Genomic DNA, 19,280 nt, shown 5'->3' with positions numbered 1-19,280 from the left:
GTGGTTAAGCTTATGGTTTTAGGAACCCATTCGCACCTTCCACTATCTTCAGTACATCATTGTTCCGGTCAATATCGGCCACACGCTGAAATGGGTCCAGCGTAATACTGGAAACATCCGTGATCGTTCCCGGTATCACGAGGTCGTAATAATTATCGGTCCATTGCCAAGCCGGTAAATTGGTATAGGCTTCAGAATCACTGTTGGCAGGTCTCGCACCCAGCATTAACGACAGTGGAATGTGATAGTAATTAATGCTGCCATCTCGCAACTGGATCGCCAGATCCACGGGCATTAGCTGATCATCATTTCGTTCAAGACCAATGTGCAATTCATTGCCGATCTGCAGCACGCTACGTATTCCGTAATCGGCAGTGCGCGTTGTGTTGATCCATTCATCAAAATACCAATCCAGCTCCAATCCGCTTTCCTTTTCCATCACGCGCTCAAAGTCGATGGGTTCCGGATGTTTCATACCGCAGGTCTTGTAATACCGCAGAAGCCCACTGGCCAACTTCTTCTCTCCTACCACTGCACCCAATTGTCTCACGAGCACCTCACCAAAGCTGTAGGCCGTATTCGAGTAAACACGGTTGGTCAGGAAATGATCACCATGGATCACTGGCGCTTCATGTTCGGGACTCTTCACCAATGCATAATAACCTGCATACGCCGGAGCATGTGGATCGGTCGGTTTTGGAAATAGCTCATTCATCACTTTCGAACCAGCATACTCCGCAAACCCTTCATCCATCCATGGGTATCGACTTTCATTGCTTGCCAAAACCCCATAATACCAACTGTGAAGTGCCTCATGTACGCTAGTTCCGACAAGACTTCCTAATCTGCGTTTCCCATTGATCAATGTTAACATGGGGTATTCCATTCCCCCATCACCGCCCTGAGCGATCGTGAATTGAGGCCATGGATACTTACCGAACGTAGCGTTCATGTATGTGAAACACTTCACCATATACTCCGGTAACTGACTCCATGCTTCGGTAGTTTCGGGATCATTCTTTCGAAAAAAACGCAACAGCGGTCCATTCGGTACTTGTTCTGTTGTGTGGATATAATCCTTGTCCGCTGACCAGGCGAAATCATGTACATCCTTAGCAACGAAATGCCACGAAATGGTAGAGCCTTTGGCGGAATGACCAGGTTGGACAGGTGCGTAGCCTTTTCCGATACGTTCCGGATCCTGCAAAACCCCTGTGGCTGCCACGGTGTAGGCTGAATCCAAGGTCAGGGTAACATCGAAATCTCCCCAAACGCCAAAAAATTCGCGAGCGACATAGGGGTCCGCATGCCAGCCACGTTGATCATACTCTGCCAACTTTGGATACCATTGTCCCATACTGTAGGCAATACCTTCCGCATTATCACGCCCCGCCCTGCGGATCTGGATCGGAACCTGACCTTTGAATTTATAGCGCAATACCGTGCTTTTTCCCGGTAAGAGCGCTTTCTGCAAGATCACTTTGGTAACCGTCCCCATTTCGATCTGTTCTACAGACTTATTCTCCTGTGTTATTTCCATGAGATGAAGCTCCCCCATTTGTTGAGGTTCCAAGCTGTCGATCCGATCCCCGATCCGATTATCCGGATCCACGATGCTGCGAGAGCGTACGTCCATTTCGCTACCAGGCCTGAACGCATTGAAAAAGAGATGGAAGAAAATCTCTCGAAGCGTATCCGGGCTGTTATTCATATAGAACAACGAGGCATCCGCCATGTACTGATGCGTCCTATCATTCAGTTCCACGTCCATTTTGTACTGTACCCGCTGTTGCCAGCGATCGCATTGCCCATGGACAGATATTATAGAGTTGAGCGCTATTCCCAATAACAACAGTCCGACCACCACATGCCTTTTAACTTCCATAAAGGCAAAGAAACACAGTTCTGCCGATCACCGCATTACATGAACCAGGAAGTCCTTGAAAATGGCCTTTGTAACCTTTTCACGAAGTTTTCCGTTCAGACGACCAACTACGCTCGAAAAACACGAACAGAAATGTATTACTCCCGACACATGAATAAACTGACCGGCATGATCACCGCAGGTCTTTTGTTATTCTCACTTTGTACCGTGAAAAGCACCTATGCCCAAGGTAACCTTGTGGATAAGCGTGAACAAGCAACAGGTTGGTACGTTCCTGTAACCGGCCAAGTAACCCTGCAAGGCGAAAAGGCTGAAGGAGCGGAGATCACACTCTACAAAGAGAATGAGGAGATAATTGTCGTTCAGACCAATCCCAAAGGAAAATATGCCCTTGAATTGGACTTGGATGCGGCTTACTCCATTCAATTCAAACAAGCTGGTTTCCAAACCAAAATGATCTATATGGATACAAGCCTGCCTAAGGACCTTGTAAAATACCCAGCATACGTGTGTAAGGTCGATCTTCTTCCAGAAGGCACTCAGCAGGCTGACCCTTTCTTCACCGACTTCCCTTCGGCCATTGTTCGATATGATCCGGAAATGGGAGGGTTCTATCATAGCGCAGCATACCTCGCCCACATTCAAGCTAAATTCAACAACTACGCAAGCGCAGGAAATTGATCGATCCAACTTCTTCTTCCTCGCCTTACAAAAAAACTTAACTAAAGGCAGGAGATAAGACAAGGCGGGCCCGTAAGCCCGCCTTGCTTATTTTATTCCTAGCGCTCCAACGGCGTCAACGCTGATCGAAATCTATCGTCACCTCAGCGCTTCGTGGATGCGATTGGCAAGCCAATACATAGCCATCCGCAACTTCTTCGTCCGTTAGTGCATAGTTCATTTCCATTTCAACTGAGCCGCTTACTACTCTGGCTTTACACGTGCAGCAGACCGCGCCTTTGCATGCGTACGGAACGTCCATGCCGGCATCAAGTGCAACATCGAGCACAGCATCTCCATTAGCATCTACTTCTAAAACCTGTTCCCTGCCGTCCAATATGACCTTCACACTCGCAGTTCCAGAAAACGCACCGTCATTAGCATGCAGCTGAGGTTTCTTCGCTTCCGTGGTAACCGGGGTACTGAATAATTCGATGTGTATGTTCTTTTTCTTAGCGCCTTGCTTTTCCAAAGCCTCACTCACATTTACCATCATTTGCTCCGGACCGCAAATGAAGAACTCCCTATCCAATGGGTCCGCAACGAAACGGCTTAGCAGTTTTACAGCCTTTTCTGCAGTAATGCGCCCATTGAATAACATATCCTCGTCCTCTCCTTTCGTAAGGATGTGATGCACGTCCAGGCGTGCACCATGCTGCTGTTTCAGCTCTTCTAATCGTTTGCGGAATATGATACGATCCTGGTCCGTATTCCCATAGAATAATGTAAAGCGGCTCTTGGGTTCACTTCGCAGGACCGTTTTCAGAATGCTCATGATGGGGGTTATGCCACTTCCAGCTGCAAACGCCACATAATGCGTCTCATGCGCAGGGTCGATCAGCGTATAGAAGGAACCCATCGGAGGCATCACCTCCAGCTTATCGCCAACTTTCAAATTCTCCACGATCTGTGTACTTGCCCGGCCATTGGTGACACGTTTTACAGCAATTCGGATCTCTTCCGTATCCAACGGGCTGCTGCAGATGCTGTAACTCCGACGTAATTCCTCGCCTTTCACGGAAAGTTTAAGCGTAAGGTATTGTCCATGTATATATTTGAAATCCTCCTTTTCACCGGCCGGAACGTGAAAGCCAATAACGATGGTATCATCGGTCTCCTTAGTGATCCGGGCAACTTCTAGGGTGTGGAATCGTGCCATTCGAGAGGTGGTCATGTATAGCTTATGGACGAGCGAACCGAATTCGTGTTACGAACTAGGGCGCCAAAAATAGCAGTTGTCGACCGGCTAAAGGATGAGTCGGGGCATCTTTACATCACATGCCTGCTTCGTACCTTAGCGCACTAAGGAATAAGATACCGAACAATGGACGATGTGAAGTTAGAAGAACAGTTCATGGGTAAGATCGATGCTGAACAAAAGATCGAGCCCAAGGATTGGATGCCTGAGAAATACCGTAAAACACTGGTACGACAGATCAGCCAACATGCCCATAGTGAGGTTGTGGGTATGCTACCGGAAGGGAACTGGATCGGTCGAGCACCAAGTCTTAAACGCAAAGCAATCCTATTGGCAAAAGTTCAGGACGAAGCTGGTCATGGTCTTTACCTGTATAGTGCATGTGAGACACTTGGTACGACCCGCGAAAAGACCATCGATGACCTTTTGATGGGAAAAGCAAAATATAGCAGCATATTCAACTACCCCACGCTCACTTGGGCAGATATTGGTGCGGTTGGTTGGCTAGTTGATGGAGCAGCTATTATGAATCAGGTAATGCTTTGCCGCACAAGCTATGGGCCCTACGCTCGCGCGATGGTGCGCATTTGCAAGGAGGAAAGTTTCCATCAGCGGCAAGGGTATGAGATCATGGCGGTGTTGTGCAAAGGCACGAAAGAACAACGAGAAATGGCACAAGATGCCCTGAACCGTTGGTGGTGGCCGAGCCTTATGATGTTCGGACCAAGCGATGCTGACAGTACCAATAGTGCGGCCAGCATGCGTTGGAAGATCAAACGACAAAGCAATGATGAACTTCGACAGATGTTCATTGACCGGACCGTCCAACAAGCCGAAGTTATCGGACTTTCGATCCCTGACCCGGACCTGAAATGGAATGAGGAAAAGAAACAATATGACTGGGGAGCAATCGATTGGTCCGAGTTCAATGATGTTGTGGCAGGAAACGGACCTTGTAATAAAGAACGACTGGTAGCCCGTAATAAAGCAAACGACGAAGGTGCATGGGTGCGTGAAGCCGCTATGGCTTATGCGGCAAAGAAGGCGAAACGAAAAGCAGCATGATCACTAGTTGATCACGTGTTGCTGCATGTGCCGGATCATCGTAGGTAAAAAGCACCTTCGGAGAAAATTAGTGATACGCTCAAAGACGAATACAAAGATCGAAAATGACCAAGGAAACTAATGAGAACCCCAATAACTGGCCGCTGTGGGAGGTGTTCATCCAAAGCAAACGAGGGTTGGATCATAAGCATGTGGGTAGTTTGCACGCTGCAGATGCTCAAATGGCCATCGAAAATGCACGCGATGTATATACCCGTAGGCAAGAAGGCAATAGTATTTGGGTAGTGCCGGCCAACGCGATCAGTGCCAGCCAACCGGACGATGCGGAGATGTTGTTCGACCCAGCGGATGATAAAACGTATCGTCATCCGACTTTCTATACCATGCCTGAAGGGGCGAAATATATTTGAGCATACAATGCTGGTAAGTTGATGATGAGTGACCCGTCATCGACTTATTAAATGAACACATTACTTGAGGAAATGACCAAAGAACAAGCCCTGTTCACCTACTTACTACGCAGGGGTGATGACAATTTAATACTCAGCCAACGACTTGGCGAATGGTGCGGACACGGACCACAATTAGAGGAGGACATTGCACTTACGAACCGCGCGTTGGACCTTATAGGACAAGCACGGAACTACCTGCAATACGCCGGTGAGGTTGAAGGAAAGGGACGGAGCGAAGATGACCTCGCTTTTCTACGTCCTGAGCGCCATTTCGTTAACACTAAACTTGTCGAACAACCGAATGGAGACTATGCCCATACGATCGTTCGTAGCTTTTTGTACGATGCTTGGCATCTGCTCCTCCAGGAAGCATTGACCAAGAGCACTGATGAACGGATCGCAGCAATAGCAGGCAAAGCAGTTAAAGAAGTGCGTTACCATTTGCACGCGACAAGAGAATGGGTCATCCGTTTTGGCGATGGCACCGAAGAAAGTCACCAGCGTGTACAAACCGCATTGAATGATCTTTGGACATACACGGGTGACCTTTTCATTCAGGATGAAGCTGATGGGATCTTGGTAAAAGCAAGTATCGTTCCGGACATGGCACCGATCAGGGCGGCCTTTGAAGAAACCGTAAAAGCCGTTCTTGAAGAAGCGACCCTCACCCGACCAGAAGACGGTTACATGTCGACCGGTGGACGCCTAGGTGTGCATAGTGAGCACATGGGCGTATTGCTAGCTGAGATGCAGTATTTACAACGCGCATATCCTGGCGCTGAGTGGTGAACAACAGTTCTAGTGAGTACATTCCTAGGAAAATGCATCCGTAGCCTAACGTCAGAAGTCAATGATCACGATCGCAATAGATCCATGTCCCTGGATAAAGACAATATCAGCGAAGAAGCCATCTACGCGTTACTTGAGAACGTGAAGGACCCTGAAGTGCCTGTTATCAGCGTACGGGAGCTTGGTGTTCTGCGGAATGTGGAAGTGAAGAACGGCAAGGTCATGGTGTCGATCTCGCCAACCTATACAGGTTGTCCTGCCATGGACGTTATGAAGCAGGATATTGAAAGTGAGCTACGCAGTGCTGGTATCACCAATTTCCAAGTGACCCAAGTATTGGCACCCGCTTGGTCCACTGATTGGATCTCCGAAGCAGGTAAAGCCAAGTTAAAAGCCTACGGTATTGCACCTCCCGAAAAAACAGCCGACATCCGTGCATTGAAAGGTGCGGCTCCAATAGTTCCCTGCCCACAATGTGGTTCGAATGATACGGTAATGATATCCGCGTTCGGCAGTACAGCTTGTAAGGCACTGTGGAAATGTAGCGCATGTCTGGAACCTTTTGATCAATTCAAGTGTCTTTGAAAAGAAAGCATAATGTCCTATAGAACCATCCAATTCAATATCACCAACAGCGTTGCTACGATCACGTTGAGCAGACCCGATAAGTTGAACAGTTTCAACCGCGAAATGGCGCTTGAGACCATTGATGCACTTGATGTATGTAAGGAGGATGCAACCATCCGCGCGATACTTCTGACAGGTGAGGGCCGCGCATTTTGTGCTGGGCAGGATCTTGCCGAAGCCATTGCCCCGGGTACCAAGATCGAGGACATCCTGACTACGCAATATAATCCGATCATACGGCGAATTCGCAACATGCCTAAACCCGTTATTGCTGCTGTGAACGGAGTTGCTGCTGGTGCAGGGGCGAACATTGCATACGCCTGTGACATGACCCTTGCTGCGGAAAGCGCCAATTTCATCCAAAGTTTCATCAATATCGGATTGATACCCGACAGTGGTGGCACCTTCACCCTACCCCGTTCGGTTGGTATGCAACATGCATTTGGACAAATGATCTTGGCCCCGAAAATATCGGCCAAAGAGGCTGAAGAAAAAGGAATGATCTGGCTAGCTGTACCCGACGCCGATCTTATCAATGAAGCTACCGTGCTTGCCGAAAAGCTCGCTGCTATGCCAACTAAGGCCATCGCACTTACCAAAGAAGCATTGAACCGGTCCTTGAACAATACCATGGATGGCCAACTTGACGTGGAGAATGAATTGCAGACCATCGCTGGTCGCAGTCATGATTACACCGAAGGCGTGAATGCATTCCTGGAGAAACGAAAACCGGTCTATAAAGGCAACTGACCTTCTTTGCCCGATCTTCGCGCTATGCAAAAAGATATGATCGTTGGTGTTATCGGTGCTGGTACAATGGGGAGTGGTATTGCGCAAATTGCTGCGCAGGCCGGACATGAAGTGGTGCTGTTCGACATGCGCCAACAGGCACTGGACGCTTCCCGATCCGCGCTGAAGAAGGTCATGGAACGTTTGGTCGAAAAGGGGAGAGTAAAAGTAGATGAAGCCAAGGCTATTCAGAACCGGTTTACGTATGCCACTGAGATCAATGCTTTCGCGGATTGTGGATTGGTGATCGAAGCGGTCATCGAGGACCTCGCGATCAAGAAGCAATTATTCGAGCAGCTTGGATCGACCGTTGGCCCAAATGCCATACTAGCGACCAATACCTCTTCGCTGAGCGTTACGTCCATCGCAGCAGCATGCAAATTGCCGGAACGTGTGATCGGTCTTCACTTTTTCAACCCAGCTCCATTATTGCCATTGGTTGAGGTGGTACCAGGATTGGCAACCCATGAACAACACACCAAGGCGTGTGTAGCGCTCATGAAGGCATGGGGTAAGACACCTGTCATTGCCAAGGATACACCAGGCTTTATCGTGAACCGAGTTGCTCGACCTTTCTATGGTGAAGCATTACGGATCCACGAAGAGGGAATAGCAGATATGGCTACAATAGATCACGCCATGAAAACTGTTGGTGGCTTCAAAATGGGACCATTTGAATTAATGGACCTCATTGGCAACGATATCAACTTCGCGGTTACAAGCAGTGTGTTCAAAGCGTTCTTCTATGATCCGCGTTACAGGCCCAGCCTAACACAGCAACGCATGGTGGAGGCAAATTGGTTGGGTAGAAAGACCGGACGAGGGTATTACGACTATTCGACAGATGCATCACTTCCGGAACCCAAGACCGATCGCGATCTACACCAGATGATCGTGGACCGCATCGTGGTCATGTTGATCAACGAAGCGGTAGATGCATTACAACTGGGTATAGCCAGTAAGGAAGACCTGGACCTTGCAATGACCAAGGGTGTGAACTACCCTAAAGGCTTGTTGCAATGGGCACAAGAAAAGGGATACGCGAATTGTCTTTCACAATTGGAAGCACTGCAATCCGAATATGGTGAAGATAGGTACCGACCCTCGCCATTGCTGAAGAAATTGGCGAATAGTTGACGCAATTCCAATGCGGTTCTTCGTGTGAAATTGAGTACCGCATTCAACCAACCGTCCTTGCACCACACACGGAACGACAATCTATTTTCCATGGAAACAAAATTCCATTACCTTTGCCGACCTAAAAACAAACCCATCCCTATTTTCCAATGACGACCAAACTGTTCACTGCACTTTCAATGACCGCACTTTTTCTAGTGGCCTGTGGCCCAAGTGAGGCGGAGATCCAAGCAAAAAAAGACCAAGCAATTGCCGATAGTCTAGCGGTTGAAGCTGGCAAAATCGTCACCTATACCATAGACCCATCTGCCAGCGGGGTAATGTGGTCCGGTAACATGACAGGTGCAAAGATCTATAGCCACAGCGGCGATATGAAAGTGCTCAAGGGAGAGATCATCACCAAGGGAGGTATCCTTCAAAATGGCGAATTCGTTGTGGACATGACCTCGATCAACCCAACGGATGATGGGTATTCCGCCGATCGCCCAAAGGAAAATTTGATGAAACATCTAGCCAGCGAAGAATTCTTCCATGTTGAGAAAAGTCCAACGGCATCCTTGACGATCCTTGGTGTTGAAGGCAATATCGCAAAAGCTGAACTAACGCTGCGCGGAAAGACCGATACCGAGACCATTACGGAGATCGAAATGGCAACGAGTGATGATGGCACGGTTACCGCTACAGGCAAAATGACCTTTGATCGTCAGAAATACGGTGTTGCGTTCCCAGGCCCTGCAAAGGACTTGGTGATCGCAAACAACATAGACCTGATCGTGAAACTTACTGGCAAAGCCAACTAGGTTCCGGGTGAAAGTCGAGGAAGCGTCCGCTGAAAAGCGGGCGCTTTTTTGTTGGTGACCAAACTTCGACCTATATCGATGGATCAACTCGCACTAAAAGGCTTTAGAAGCATCTGAAGACTACCACAATTCGCGTGAGAACACGTTCTGACGCGACTCCCTCTATCCTCACTTCATCGCCGCCACCAGCCATTCATTGTACGGTTTCATGGCCATGTAGTGCTCCATCAATTTCTCCATCAACTTCGGATCGATCACCCATTTGGCAGGCAATTCAGCTCCTACGTAGAACTGCTTGTTCGCGATCAACGGTTCCTTTTCCAAGAAAGCCTTGAATTCTTTTGGGATCACTTTGTTCTTCTCTCCTTGTACACCACCGAACACCATTTTGAATGCTTTCCCGTCCAGAACTTTGCGGAATCCCTTGTGATCGGCCATGATCGCCGTTCTTATCTTGATCAATTGGTCTTTATCAGGCATGTAGGCACCTCCATAGAATTTTACGTTCTCAGGACCGAGCTCGAAATAGATCCCCGCAGCAGTCATATCCTTTCGTCCACCGTGTGAAACGATTGCACTCAAGTTCAGCTTGTACGGGGTTTTGTCCTTTGCGAAGCGAATGTCCCTATTGATCCTGAAGATCGCATCCTTGGGTTCAATATTGACACCCTTGTCATGAGTGTGGACCTGCTTTATCACCGCAGTAACAAAGACCTTGAAAGGTTCCTTCACGCTTTTCTCATACCGTTTTCTGTTCGCATCGAACCACTCCTTAGTGTTGTTCGCGGCCAATTCCTTGAAGAACTGGTTATAGTCTTTGCTGAACCATGTCATACCTTCATTATTTTGCGATCAATATACTGACAAGGACATTCAATGATGAAACGGAAACAACCCCAACGTGATCCGGAATTGTTCGCATCACCGCACGTAGTCGCGCTAGACACGCCGATCGGGAGGATCTGGATAGCTAGCGATGATGAACTGATCACGGCCGTTTCATTCGAACCATTGCCCGTACGGCATGCAAAACTGCCACCGGTTTTACTGAAAGCAGAAAAACAACTGAAAGAGTATTTCGCAGGGAAACGAAAGAAATTCGACCTTCCCGTGCAGCAAGTAGGTACTCGATTTCAGAAATTGGTGTGGCGCGCCCTACAGGACATTCCGTATGGAAAAGCCGCGTCCTATAAAACACTTGGTAAGCACATTGGAGGCCGTGCACTTGGCAGGACTGTTGGAAATGCGTGCGGAAAGAACCCGATCCCGATCATCGTGCCCTGCCACCGCGTTATTGGGAGTAATGGGCTGCTCACCGGGTACATCGGAGGAATATGGCGCAAACGGTGGCTACTTCAACATGAAGGTGCGCTGCCCAAGGAGATCTAATTCACTTCGGTATTACATGCGCTCTATGATACCTTTGCTATCGTGATCACTCCGGAACAGCTTGCAATTAAGGTCGTAGCTCAGATGTACGACAATGACCCGTTCAGTAAATGGCTCGGAATTGAACGGATCAACGTGGCACCGGGAGTTTGTGTTCTTCAAATGACCGTTCGATATGAAATGCTGAATGGTTTCAAGATCGCCCATGGCGGAATTACATATGCGTTGGCGGATAGTTGTCTGGCCTTTGCGTCGAATTCGTATGGGATACAAGCAGTTTCAGTGGAAACTTCAATTAGCCACACCAAGCCCGTGGAAGAAGGTGATCGACTCAGTGCAGTAGCTACCGAAAAAAGCAGAACATCGCGCATAGCGATCTATCACATCAACGTTACCGACCAGAACAACACCCTTGTTGCACTGTTCAAAGGCACGGTCTATCGCACCGGTAAACTGTGGTTTCCAGAAGACCAACCTGATCCCATTACATGAAGGCTGCATACATCGTAGACGCAATTCGCACTCCGATCGGGAGTTTCACTGGCTCGCTTTCACCAATGCGAGCGGATAACCTAGCAGCACATGTGTTGAGAGCCTTGATGGAGCGCAACCCCAAATTGGACCCTGCTGCATTGGATGATGTGATAATGGGCTGCGCGAACCAAGCCGGAGAGGATAACCGGAACGTTGCGCGGATGGCCGTGCTTTTAGCCGGTTTGCCCGTGTCTGTCCCTGGAGAAACCGTGAACCGGTTGTGCGCGAGTGGGATGAGTGCCGTTGTACATGCCGGACGGGCCATTGCTGCAGACCAAGGCGACCTTTTCATTGCAGGAGGCATGGAACATATGACCCGCGGACCGTGGGTGATCAGTAAGACCTCAACGCCTTACGGCCGCGATGCACAGATGTATGATAGCAGTTTCGGGTGGCGGTTCGTGAACCCACTGATGGCCGAGAAGTTCGGTACGGAGGGTATGGGCGAAACGGCAGAGAACCTCTTGGACCAGAATACGATCAGCCGTGAAGACCAGGACAAGTTCGCGGCATGGAGCCATAAGAAGGCTGCTGCAGCTCAACTTTCTGGACGCTTTTCCAAAGAGATCGTGCCGGTCCTGATCCCTCAGCGCAAAGCTGATCCCTTCGTTTTTGACCAGGACGAGTTCATCAAACCTGGATCAACGGTAGAGATCTTGGCCAAGCTTAGGCCGACATTCCGAAAAAATGGATCGGTAACCGCGGGAAACTCCAGTGGTTTGAATGATGGTGCTGCAGCTGTTCTGGTTGCGAGTGACGCAGCCTTGAAAACCCACGGACTGAAGCCGATCGCCCGAATTGTGACAAGTGCTGTGGCAGGCGTCGAACCAAGGATCATGGGTATTGGACCGGTAAACTCCACAAAACTTGCCCTGAAGCGCGCCAGTCTGTCGCTCGACCAGATGGACATCATCGAATTGAACGAAGCATTCGCCGCTCAGGCACTTAGTTGCACAAGGGCATTAGGTATTGCGGACAATGACCCTCGAATAAATCCCAATGGTGGCGCAATTGCTCTAGGCCATCCGCTGGGTATGAGCGGTGCTCGACTATTACAGACCGCAGCTTTGGAACTCCAAGCCACGGGCAAGCGTTATGCCCTCTGTACCATGTGCATTGGCGTAGGTCAAGGATACGCTACGATCATTGAACGGTGTTAACTTTGTATTAGGCCAGCAGGGAACTGATGTTAGTTTCGGCCTCCCAAATCGCGACCTGTCATGCACGCTCAAGAACAGATCAATTTATATATCGCTGAACTACCGGAATGGCAGCGTAAGCTGTTGGTGCGGTTAAGACAGTTGGTACACTCTACGGATGAGGAAGTGGAAGAAACGTGGAAATGGAATTCACCACACTTCGATCATGATGGAGTTATGATCGGCTTTGCGGCTTTCAAGAACCATGTTGCAGTTTGGTTCCATAAAGGCGCTTTGATCAAGGACACCAAGAAACTTTTTGCATCGGATAGCAAGACCGAGGCCAAAGGAATGCGCGGTTATAAATTGAAGGAAGCGGATGTTATAGATGAAAAGGCTTTCGTTGATCTTGTCTCGCAAGCGGTAAAACTGAATCAAAGCGGGGTTAAGCTTGGGGATGCCAAACCTACTCGAAAAGCACTTGAGATCCCTGCTGAGTTCCAACAATGCCTTGAGACCCATGAAGAAGCGTGGAAGAACTGGAATAAATTCTCATATTCCCACAAAAAGGAGTATGTAGAATGGATAAATGACGCCAAGCAGGAAGAATCGCGTAAACGTCGGATGGCCAAGGCCTTAGAAATGATCCATGAAGGATTGGCTAAGAATGATGCCCACAAGGTGAGCTGACCGAGCACTTCATCATTAGACCATCATCAATTTCAGTACGTATAATCTTTTGATCTGCATCAATTTAATTACCTATAGTTAAATTCACACTTTACGCCTTTGCCAGAGCTGAGGCCTCCTTTCGGGATTTGTTAGGCCACCTCTCAGGAAGATACTTGCATCAAGGCTGGCTAATATCCTTAAACCCAAAATTGTATACATAAAAAAAGCCCTTCCGATTCCGGAAGGGCTTTGAATTCATTTCAATTCGAAGGTCACTCAGCGCTATCAGCACTTTCTTCCTTCTTTGCTTGGTGCTTGGCAAAGCGCTTCTTGAACTTATCCACGCGACCAGCTGTATCGATCAACATCATCTTACCGGTGTAGAACGGGTGTGAGGTATTGCTGATATCCAGCTTTATGACCGGATACTCGTTACCATCATCGTAAGTGATGGTTTCTTTAGTGTTCGCGCAGCTTTTGCCGAGGAACATGTGGTCGTTGGACATGTCTTTGAACACGACGACACGGTAATTGTTTGGATGGATGTCCGCTTTCATTGGAATTCTTGCGTTGGGGCGGCAAATGTACTACCCTTTTTGTTCCCCGCAAGCGGAACGTTGTCGAATTCCGGCAGGAATGGTCGAAAGGTAAGTGAAGTGTAGGCTTGAACGCAATGATCGGCAGTTACATGCGTAGTAGTATCGCATCGTCCGATAGGACTATCAGATCACTAGTCTCTATCATTACATCCTGTTCCTATCGTAGTTATCCCTGATCGAACCATCTTTGCCGCCTTGAAAACGCTCCGCACATTCATTCTCCTTACCGTCACGGCGACCATGCTGTTCGCGTGTCGCAAGAACGAACGCTTCACCGATGACAGTGGGATCCGTCTGGAATTCAGCCAGGATACAGTATTGTTCGATACCGTCTTCACAACGGTCGGCACGGTTACCAAGCGCTTTACAGCGCGTAACCCAAATGCCAATGCCGTGCGGATCAATGTTGCTCTTGAAGGTGGATCAGCCTCGGATTATCGGATCAACGTTGATGGTGCTACCGGTACCGCATTCACGGAAGTGGAAGTGCTCGGTGGCGACAGCCTCTATGTTTTTGTTGAAGCTACGCTTGGTCCGGGCGGTGTGAATACCCCGTTCATCATTGAGGACCGGATCCTGTTCAATACCAATGGCACTGAGCAGGAAGTGCGGTTGATGGCCTGGGGTCAGGACGCCCTTTTTTACCCGAACCCGAACGCTCCTGTGCAGAGCATACAAGATTTTCCGCAATTCTCGTACATCGCCGGTGGTTATGATCAGAACGGAGTGCAGATATGCGGACAGAATGTGATCTGGACTGCTGAAAAGCCGATCGTTCTCTTGAATTATGGCGTTGTCGATTCGTGTAATTCGCTTACCATTGAAGCTGGTGCGCGCATATACGTGCATGGCGGTGCCGGACTGTGGGTGTATCGCGGTGGACAGATCACCGCGAATGGAACCTTACAGAACCCGATCACATTCCAAGGTGACCGCCGTGAGGAACAATTCGCTGAATTACCGGGTCAATGGGATCGGATCTGGATCAACGAAGGTCCCAGTGGGATGGACAACAAATTCGAGTACGTATCGATCAAGAACGCACTGATCGGCATCCAATGTGAACCGTTCCCGCTCTATCCGGATCTACCAACGAGCGAAGCGCGATTGATCCTGAACAAAGTACGGATACGCAACTGTAGTGCAGCTGGGATATTGAGCCGTAACTATAAGATCACGAGCACTGATCTGCTGGTCGGCGATTGCGGCCAATACAGCATAGCGTTGACCGGTGGCGGCGAGTATTTTTTCGATCATACCACCGTTGCCAATTATTGGGACTACGAGATCCGCCAAACTCCTGCATTTTACATCACCAACGGGTATCGGGATCTTACTGGAGCCATCCAGCTAGGGCAAATCACCGGATTCAGCCTTACCAACGGCATTATTTACGGTGCCAATGAGAATGAATTCCAGTTCGAATTGGACCAGACCGCGTTACCGAGTGGTTCAATTGAACGCATGATGATACGGACCACCCAAGCAACAGGGCCTGAGTTCGGCCCGAATTATTGGCAGAATCAATCGCCGGGGTTCGTCAGTACGGGTGATCGTGACTTCCACCTTGGCGAAAATTCCAACGCACGGGACAAGTCCGATGCACCATCACCGGATGCGCTCACTGATCTCGACGGGAACTCGCGGTATTGCGGCACAGGAAGCGGTTTCGACCTCGGTTGTTTTGAGTATTGCCCGTAACGGACTTTTACAACTCCAACAGGAACTTCATCGTATCCACGCCATCGGCATAGTCCGAGAGGCCGGGTTGTTGCGTGGCACCGAAGCTCAAGTGCTTCTTCCCTACCACACATTGGATCCGATCAGCATTCTCCGCGATCTTCTTTTCAACGTCCGCTCGATCGCTGTACCGCTCGTAGAATACCGTTCCCACAGGGCTTGTGATCGCTTCATCCTCCTTCAACAAAAGGAATCCATTGTCGAGAAATTCAACTTTATCCAATAACCAGATCGCCCGCGTGTAATCATAGTTGTTCGCGTACTTGTTGTTGTTTGCGATGGCGCTCCATGGAAAAAAGGCTTCGAACAAACGATCCAGCACAAAATCCTGCGGCAAATAAAGCTTCGACACATTTCTACAACCCAAACCGAAGTACCGCAGAATGTCTTCACTTAACGCCGCAAGATCGGCCTCTGTTTCAGTACCATCCAGTATGGCGACACTTACCCTGCTCTTTCGGACAACGTTCGGTAAATGACCGAAATAGTACTCGAAATACCGCGCGCTATTGTTGGAGCCGGTAGCGATCATCGCATCCACAGCGCCCCATTTCTCATCCGTAAATGTGATCTGATCCTCCGCTCCCGGCGCAAAGCGATCAAGTACCGTGATCAAGGCTGGGATCAGTTCCGGGTCTTGTGACGAACATTTCACTGTCGCCCTGTGGCCGCTGAGCCATACACAGATCACATCATGTAAGCCTACCAGCGGAATATTTCCCGCCAATATCAGACCGACCGTGACTGCTTTATCACCTGCTTTGGAAAGTGCGGGATAGGCTGCCACCCAATTGTTGATCGCTTCTGCCGAAAGCGTCGCACCCCAAGCCTTCATGGCATGCCGTACATTCTCTTCCGTGGCCCAGCCATTCACGCTCTGCGCTCGTTGGACCAGCTCCTCCAATTGAGCATATTCCTCCTTATTCAATCCTAAAGCATGATCCTGCCAGGTTCTACGCCCTCCCACTGCCCGCATTACTTGGCCCAATTGGGCTAACGCCGCTACCCTAGCCTCCAAAGGCATAACCACCACCTTCAATTTCTTATCCATTTCACGCATGCTTATCTTTGCGCCCGCTTGTTAGGGTTCATGCCTTGTGCAGTATTCCTTTCCACTTTACGGAACAGGCCAGCAAAAGTAGACGCTCTCGCCATGGCGATCATCATAACCGAAGAATGCATCAATTGTGGTGCGTGTGAACCAGAATGTCCGAACAATGCCATCTACGAAGGTGGTGCTGAATGGCGATTGACCGACGGAACCTCCTTGCATGGGCCGCAGGTACTGCCTACCGGTAACGCTTATGATGCCGACGCTGTGAATACACCGGTGGCCATGGACGTTTATTACATCGTTCCTGATAAATGCACGGAGTGTACTGGCTTCCATGACGAGCCCCAGTGCGCTGCGGTCTGCCCTGTTGATTGTTGTGTTGACGATCCGGACCACCGCGAATCCAAGGAATTATTGCTGGCCAAGAAGGAGTTCATGCACCTTTAAGTGCTGAGCGCTTTTTGATCATTGCCACTAGATAATTGCTGGGGATTGATCCATGGCAACGTAAGTGAAGCTTTACGTTTGATGCGCGATCCGTGTTGATCACTTCGAGTTCGTGAACAATTTCCCAAAAACATGCTACACACTTTGGCATACGATCGGTACGTTCGTGCTCTGATGATGCATAGGTCGATCGTTATCATGTGCTTGATAGCACTCGTTGCTTCTTCCGCTACCGCACAACCGGAGCTGAAAACACGGGCCATTGGATCACTCAAGGCCCTGTCGCTCGCTGATACGGATGTGCTGCGCGATAGCCTGAATACCGTGTTGAAAGCGGATATGCGCGCTCTGCTCGATAACGACGAATCTTTCGGGCGTAATTATGACAGCCTGCCTATGAGCCGCGTCGATGCTCCTGATAATGCCTTCCGGCTCTTTACATGGAATGTTCCGCATGAGGATGGAACGCATCTGTATGAAGGATTTCTACTTGTGAATGCAGGGAAGAAACAACAGCTCTTCGAGTTACACGATTGGACGAAGGGAACACCCTCTCCCGAACTGCGTGAGCTTGGACCGGACAAATGGTATGGCGCCTTGTACTACCAGGTCATCCCAGTAATTAAAGGAGGTACCACGTTCTACACACTTCTGGGTTGGAAAGGCTACAGCAAGGCCGAGACCCGCAAGGTCATCGAAGTGCTCAGTTTCAGGAATGGGAAACCTCATTTCGGTGCACCGTTCTTCGGGAAAGGCAAATTGAAACAAGTGCGTAAGATCTATGCGTTCTCCGCGCAAAGCACCATGAGCCTGCGCTATATGCCCGAAATGGAAGCGATCCTTTTGGATCACCTTTCGCCTTCTAAACCTGATATGGTAGGCCAACCCGCATTCTATGGTCCTGATATGACACAGGATGCGTTCTTCTGGTACAAAGGTGGATGGTGGTATGAAGCGGATATTGATGCCAAGGATCCGAAGGCCAATTTGAAGATCTTCAATGCTCCGCAGCGTGGAGTGAAGCCGTAGGTTGGCTCACGAAGGTCAAGGCGTTTTTGAACGTTCATCTGTTCCCATCTAAACTTCGCGTTTGTCCATCCCCTCCCGCCCGACCTACCTTTGCGCCGTTTTTTAACAAGAAATCGTTCATCCCATGCCTACTGCAACCGTGAAGAAAGTCCATAATTTCAGCGCTGGCCCTTGCATTCTGCCACGCGAAGTGTTCGAGAAAGCCGCAGCGGCGGTGTTGGATCTTGATGGGAGCGGACTTAGCATCCTGGAGATCAGTCACCGTAGCAAACCGTTCGAGGCGATCATGGCCAGTGCACGATCGCTGGTTAAGGAGTTGTTAGGAGCTCCGGACAATTATGAAGTGATCTTCCTCGGTGGTGGCGCTAGCATGGGTTTCCACATGGTGCCTTTCAATTACCTGAAACCGAATGGTAAGGCGGCGTACGTTAACACCGGGGAATGGGCCGGACGTGCCGTGACAGAGGCCAAACTCCATGGAAACGTGGAAGTGGTTGCAACCAGCGAGGACAAGAACTTCAGCTATATCCCAAAAGGGTTTACGATCCCTTCCGATGCGGATTATTTCCACTTCACCACCAACAATACCATCTTCGGTACGCAGTACAAGGCAATGCCGAAAAGCCCGGTTCCAGTGGTATGCGACATGAGCAGCGATATTTTCAGTCGCGCAGTGAATGTCGCGGACTTCGCCATGATCTATGCCGGAGCACAGAAGAACATGGGACCTGCAGGAGCAACCATGTATCTATTTGATCCAGATAAAGCAGGTAAGACGGGCAGGACCATAAGCCCAATGCTGGATTTCAATAACCACGCGAAGAAGGACAGCATGTACAACACGCCTCCAGTTTATGCGGTGTATGTGAGTATGCTGAACTTGGAGTGGATGAAGGCGAATGGTGGTGTTGCTGCCGCTGAGAAACGCAATGATGCGAAAGCTTCGCTACTGTACTCGGCCATCGACAAATTGCCACTTTTCAAAGGCACAACGGCTGTTGAGGATCGATCGAACATGAACCCTACGTTCGTAATGAACGACCCTGCGTTGGAACCAGCATTCGATGCACTGTGGAAAGAAGCAGGGATCAGTGGTATTCGCGGCCACCGCAGCGTGGGCGGATACCGTGCAAGCATGTACAACGCGCTCCCCTTGGAAAGCGTGCAAGTGCTTGTTGATGTAATGGAGGAATTTGCTAAAAAGAACGGATAATT

The 19,280-nt window shown here is 49.4% G+C and carries 21 protein-coding genes; 16 read left to right on the top strand and 5 right to left on the bottom strand.

Annotated features, from left to right (window positions below):
• Positions 1-10 precede the first annotated feature (10 nt).
• Complete coding sequence (locus tag IPF95_13580) at positions 11-1,885, bottom strand: M1 family metallopeptidase (protein ID MBK6475715.1); 1,875 nt, start codon at positions 1,883-1,885, stop codon at positions 11-13.
• Between the two features lie 150 nt (positions 1,886-2,035).
• Here IPF95_13580 and IPF95_13575 point away from each other — a divergent pair, with 150 nt between their 5' ends.
• Positions 2,036-2,566, top strand: a complete 531-nt coding sequence (locus IPF95_13575; GenBank protein ID MBK6475714.1) for a carboxypeptidase regulatory-like domain-containing protein — start codon at positions 2,036-2,038, stop codon at positions 2,564-2,566.
• Between the two features lie 115 nt (positions 2,567-2,681).
• Here the strand turns inward: IPF95_13575 and IPF95_13570 are convergent, their stop codons facing one another.
• Positions 2,682-3,764, bottom strand: coding sequence for a 2Fe-2S iron-sulfur cluster binding domain-containing protein (locus IPF95_13570; protein MBK6475713.1), 1,083 nt, complete (start codon positions 3,762-3,764; stop codon positions 2,682-2,684).
• A 165-nt stretch (positions 3,765-3,929) separates the two neighbouring features.
• Here IPF95_13570 and paaA point away from each other — a divergent pair, with 165 nt between their 5' ends.
• The 7 genes from paaA to IPF95_13535 all read left to right on the top strand — a co-directional run bounded on the left by paaA (position 3,930) and on the right by IPF95_13535 (position 9,462).
• Complete coding sequence (gene paaA / locus IPF95_13565; GenBank protein MBK6475712.1) at positions 3,930-4,868, top strand: 1,2-phenylacetyl-CoA epoxidase subunit A; 939 nt, start codon at positions 3,930-3,932, stop codon at positions 4,866-4,868.
• A gap of 104 nt (positions 4,869-4,972) precedes the next feature.
• Complete coding sequence (paaB, locus tag IPF95_13560) at positions 4,973-5,278, top strand: 1,2-phenylacetyl-CoA epoxidase subunit B (protein ID MBK6475711.1); 306 nt, start codon at positions 4,973-4,975, stop codon at positions 5,276-5,278.
• 51 nt (positions 5,279-5,329) lie between these two features.
• The gene (gene paaC, locus IPF95_13555) at positions 5,330-6,109 is read left to right on the top strand and encodes a phenylacetate-CoA oxygenase subunit PaaC (GenBank protein MBK6475710.1); all 780 of its coding nucleotides are present in this window, start codon (positions 5,330-5,332) and stop codon (positions 6,107-6,109) included.
• Between the two features lie 84 nt (positions 6,110-6,193).
• Positions 6,194-6,694 (top strand): phenylacetate-CoA oxygenase subunit PaaJ, encoded by a 501-nt coding sequence (gene paaJ / locus IPF95_13550; GenBank protein ID MBK6475709.1) that lies wholly within the window; start codon positions 6,194-6,196, stop codon positions 6,692-6,694.
• A gap of 12 nt (positions 6,695-6,706) precedes the next feature.
• Positions 6,707-7,486 carry a 2-(1,2-epoxy-1,2-dihydrophenyl)acetyl-CoA isomerase gene (locus IPF95_13545; GenBank protein ID MBK6475708.1) on the top strand — a complete coding sequence of 260 codons (780 nt, stop codon included), beginning with the start codon at positions 6,707-6,709 and terminating at the stop codon, positions 7,484-7,486.
• A 36-nt stretch (positions 7,487-7,522) separates the two neighbouring features.
• Positions 7,523-8,662 carry a 3-hydroxybutyryl-CoA dehydrogenase gene (locus IPF95_13540; protein MBK6475707.1) on the top strand — a complete coding sequence of 380 codons (1,140 nt, stop codon included), beginning with the start codon at positions 7,523-7,525 and terminating at the stop codon, positions 8,660-8,662.
• A 149-nt stretch (positions 8,663-8,811) separates the two neighbouring features.
• Entirely contained in the window at positions 8,812-9,462 is a 651-nt protein-coding gene (locus IPF95_13535) for a YceI family protein (protein MBK6475706.1), read from the top strand.
• A 168-nt stretch (positions 9,463-9,630) separates the two neighbouring features.
• Here the strand turns inward: IPF95_13535 and IPF95_13530 are convergent, their stop codons facing one another.
• Positions 9,631-10,296, bottom strand: coding sequence for a DUF2461 domain-containing protein (locus tag IPF95_13530; GenBank protein MBK6475705.1), 666 nt, complete (start codon positions 10,294-10,296; stop codon positions 9,631-9,633).
• 45 nt (positions 10,297-10,341) lie between these two features.
• On the opposite strand from IPF95_13530, the gene IPF95_13525 reads away from it, so the two are divergent.
• From IPF95_13525 to IPF95_13510, 4 genes are all read left to right on the top strand, one after another.
• Entirely contained in the window at positions 10,342-10,851 is a 510-nt protein-coding gene (locus IPF95_13525; GenBank protein ID MBK6475704.1) for a methylated-DNA--[protein]-cysteine S-methyltransferase, read from the top strand.
• Between the two features lie 84 nt (positions 10,852-10,935).
• Positions 10,936-11,343: a hydroxyphenylacetyl-CoA thioesterase PaaI gene (gene paaI, locus IPF95_13520; GenBank protein MBK6475703.1), complete on the top strand. Its 408-nt coding sequence runs from the start codon at positions 10,936-10,938 to the stop codon at positions 11,341-11,343.
• Entirely contained in the window at positions 11,340-12,545 is a 1,206-nt protein-coding gene (gene pcaF / locus IPF95_13515; GenBank protein MBK6475702.1) for a 3-oxoadipyl-CoA thiolase, read from the top strand. Before paaI ends, pcaF begins: the two co-directional genes overlap by 4 nt.
• Before the next feature lie 60 nt (positions 12,546-12,605).
• The gene (locus IPF95_13510; GenBank protein MBK6475701.1) at positions 12,606-13,214 is read left to right on the top strand and encodes a YdeI/OmpD-associated family protein; all 609 of its coding nucleotides are present in this window, start codon (positions 12,606-12,608) and stop codon (positions 13,212-13,214) included.
• A gap of 254 nt (positions 13,215-13,468) precedes the next feature.
• On the opposite strand, the gene IPF95_13505 is transcribed toward IPF95_13510, so the two are convergent.
• Entirely contained in the window at positions 13,469-13,753 is a 285-nt protein-coding gene (locus IPF95_13505) for a type B 50S ribosomal protein L31 (GenBank protein MBK6475700.1), read from the bottom strand.
• A gap of 237 nt (positions 13,754-13,990) precedes the next feature.
• Here IPF95_13505 and IPF95_13500 point away from each other — a divergent pair, with 237 nt between their 5' ends.
• Entirely contained in the window at positions 13,991-15,496 is a 1,506-nt protein-coding gene (locus IPF95_13500) for a hypothetical protein (protein MBK6475699.1), read from the top strand.
• Between the two features lie 7 nt (positions 15,497-15,503).
• Here IPF95_13500 and IPF95_13495 read toward each other — a convergent pair whose 3' ends face one another.
• Positions 15,504-16,586 carry an acyl-CoA reductase gene (locus IPF95_13495; GenBank protein ID MBK6475698.1) on the bottom strand — a complete coding sequence of 361 codons (1,083 nt, stop codon included), beginning with the start codon at positions 16,584-16,586 and terminating at the stop codon, positions 15,504-15,506.
• Positions 16,587-16,688: 102 nt separating this feature from the next.
• On the opposite strand from IPF95_13495, the gene IPF95_13490 reads away from it, so the two are divergent.
• From IPF95_13490 to serC, 3 genes are all read left to right on the top strand, one after another.
• Positions 16,689-17,036, top strand: coding sequence for a 4Fe-4S dicluster domain-containing protein (locus IPF95_13490; protein ID MBK6475697.1), 348 nt, complete (start codon positions 16,689-16,691; stop codon positions 17,034-17,036).
• 132 nt (positions 17,037-17,168) lie between these two features.
• Positions 17,169-18,065, top strand: coding sequence for a hypothetical protein (locus IPF95_13485; GenBank protein MBK6475696.1), 897 nt, complete (start codon positions 17,169-17,171; stop codon positions 18,063-18,065).
• Positions 18,066-18,189: 124 nt separating this feature from the next.
• Complete coding sequence (gene serC, locus IPF95_13480; protein ID MBK6475695.1) at positions 18,190-19,278, top strand: 3-phosphoserine/phosphohydroxythreonine transaminase; 1,089 nt, start codon at positions 18,190-18,192, stop codon at positions 19,276-19,278.
• Positions 19,279-19,280 lie beyond the last annotated feature (2 nt).

The organism is Flavobacteriales bacterium (assembly GCA_016704485.1).
Lineage (GTDB): Bacteria > Bacteroidota > Bacteroidia > Flavobacteriales_F > PHOS-HE28 > PHOS-HE28.
The sequence above is the reverse complement of the archived record's forward strand: the minus strand, read 5'-3'. Positions and strand labels throughout refer to the sequence as shown.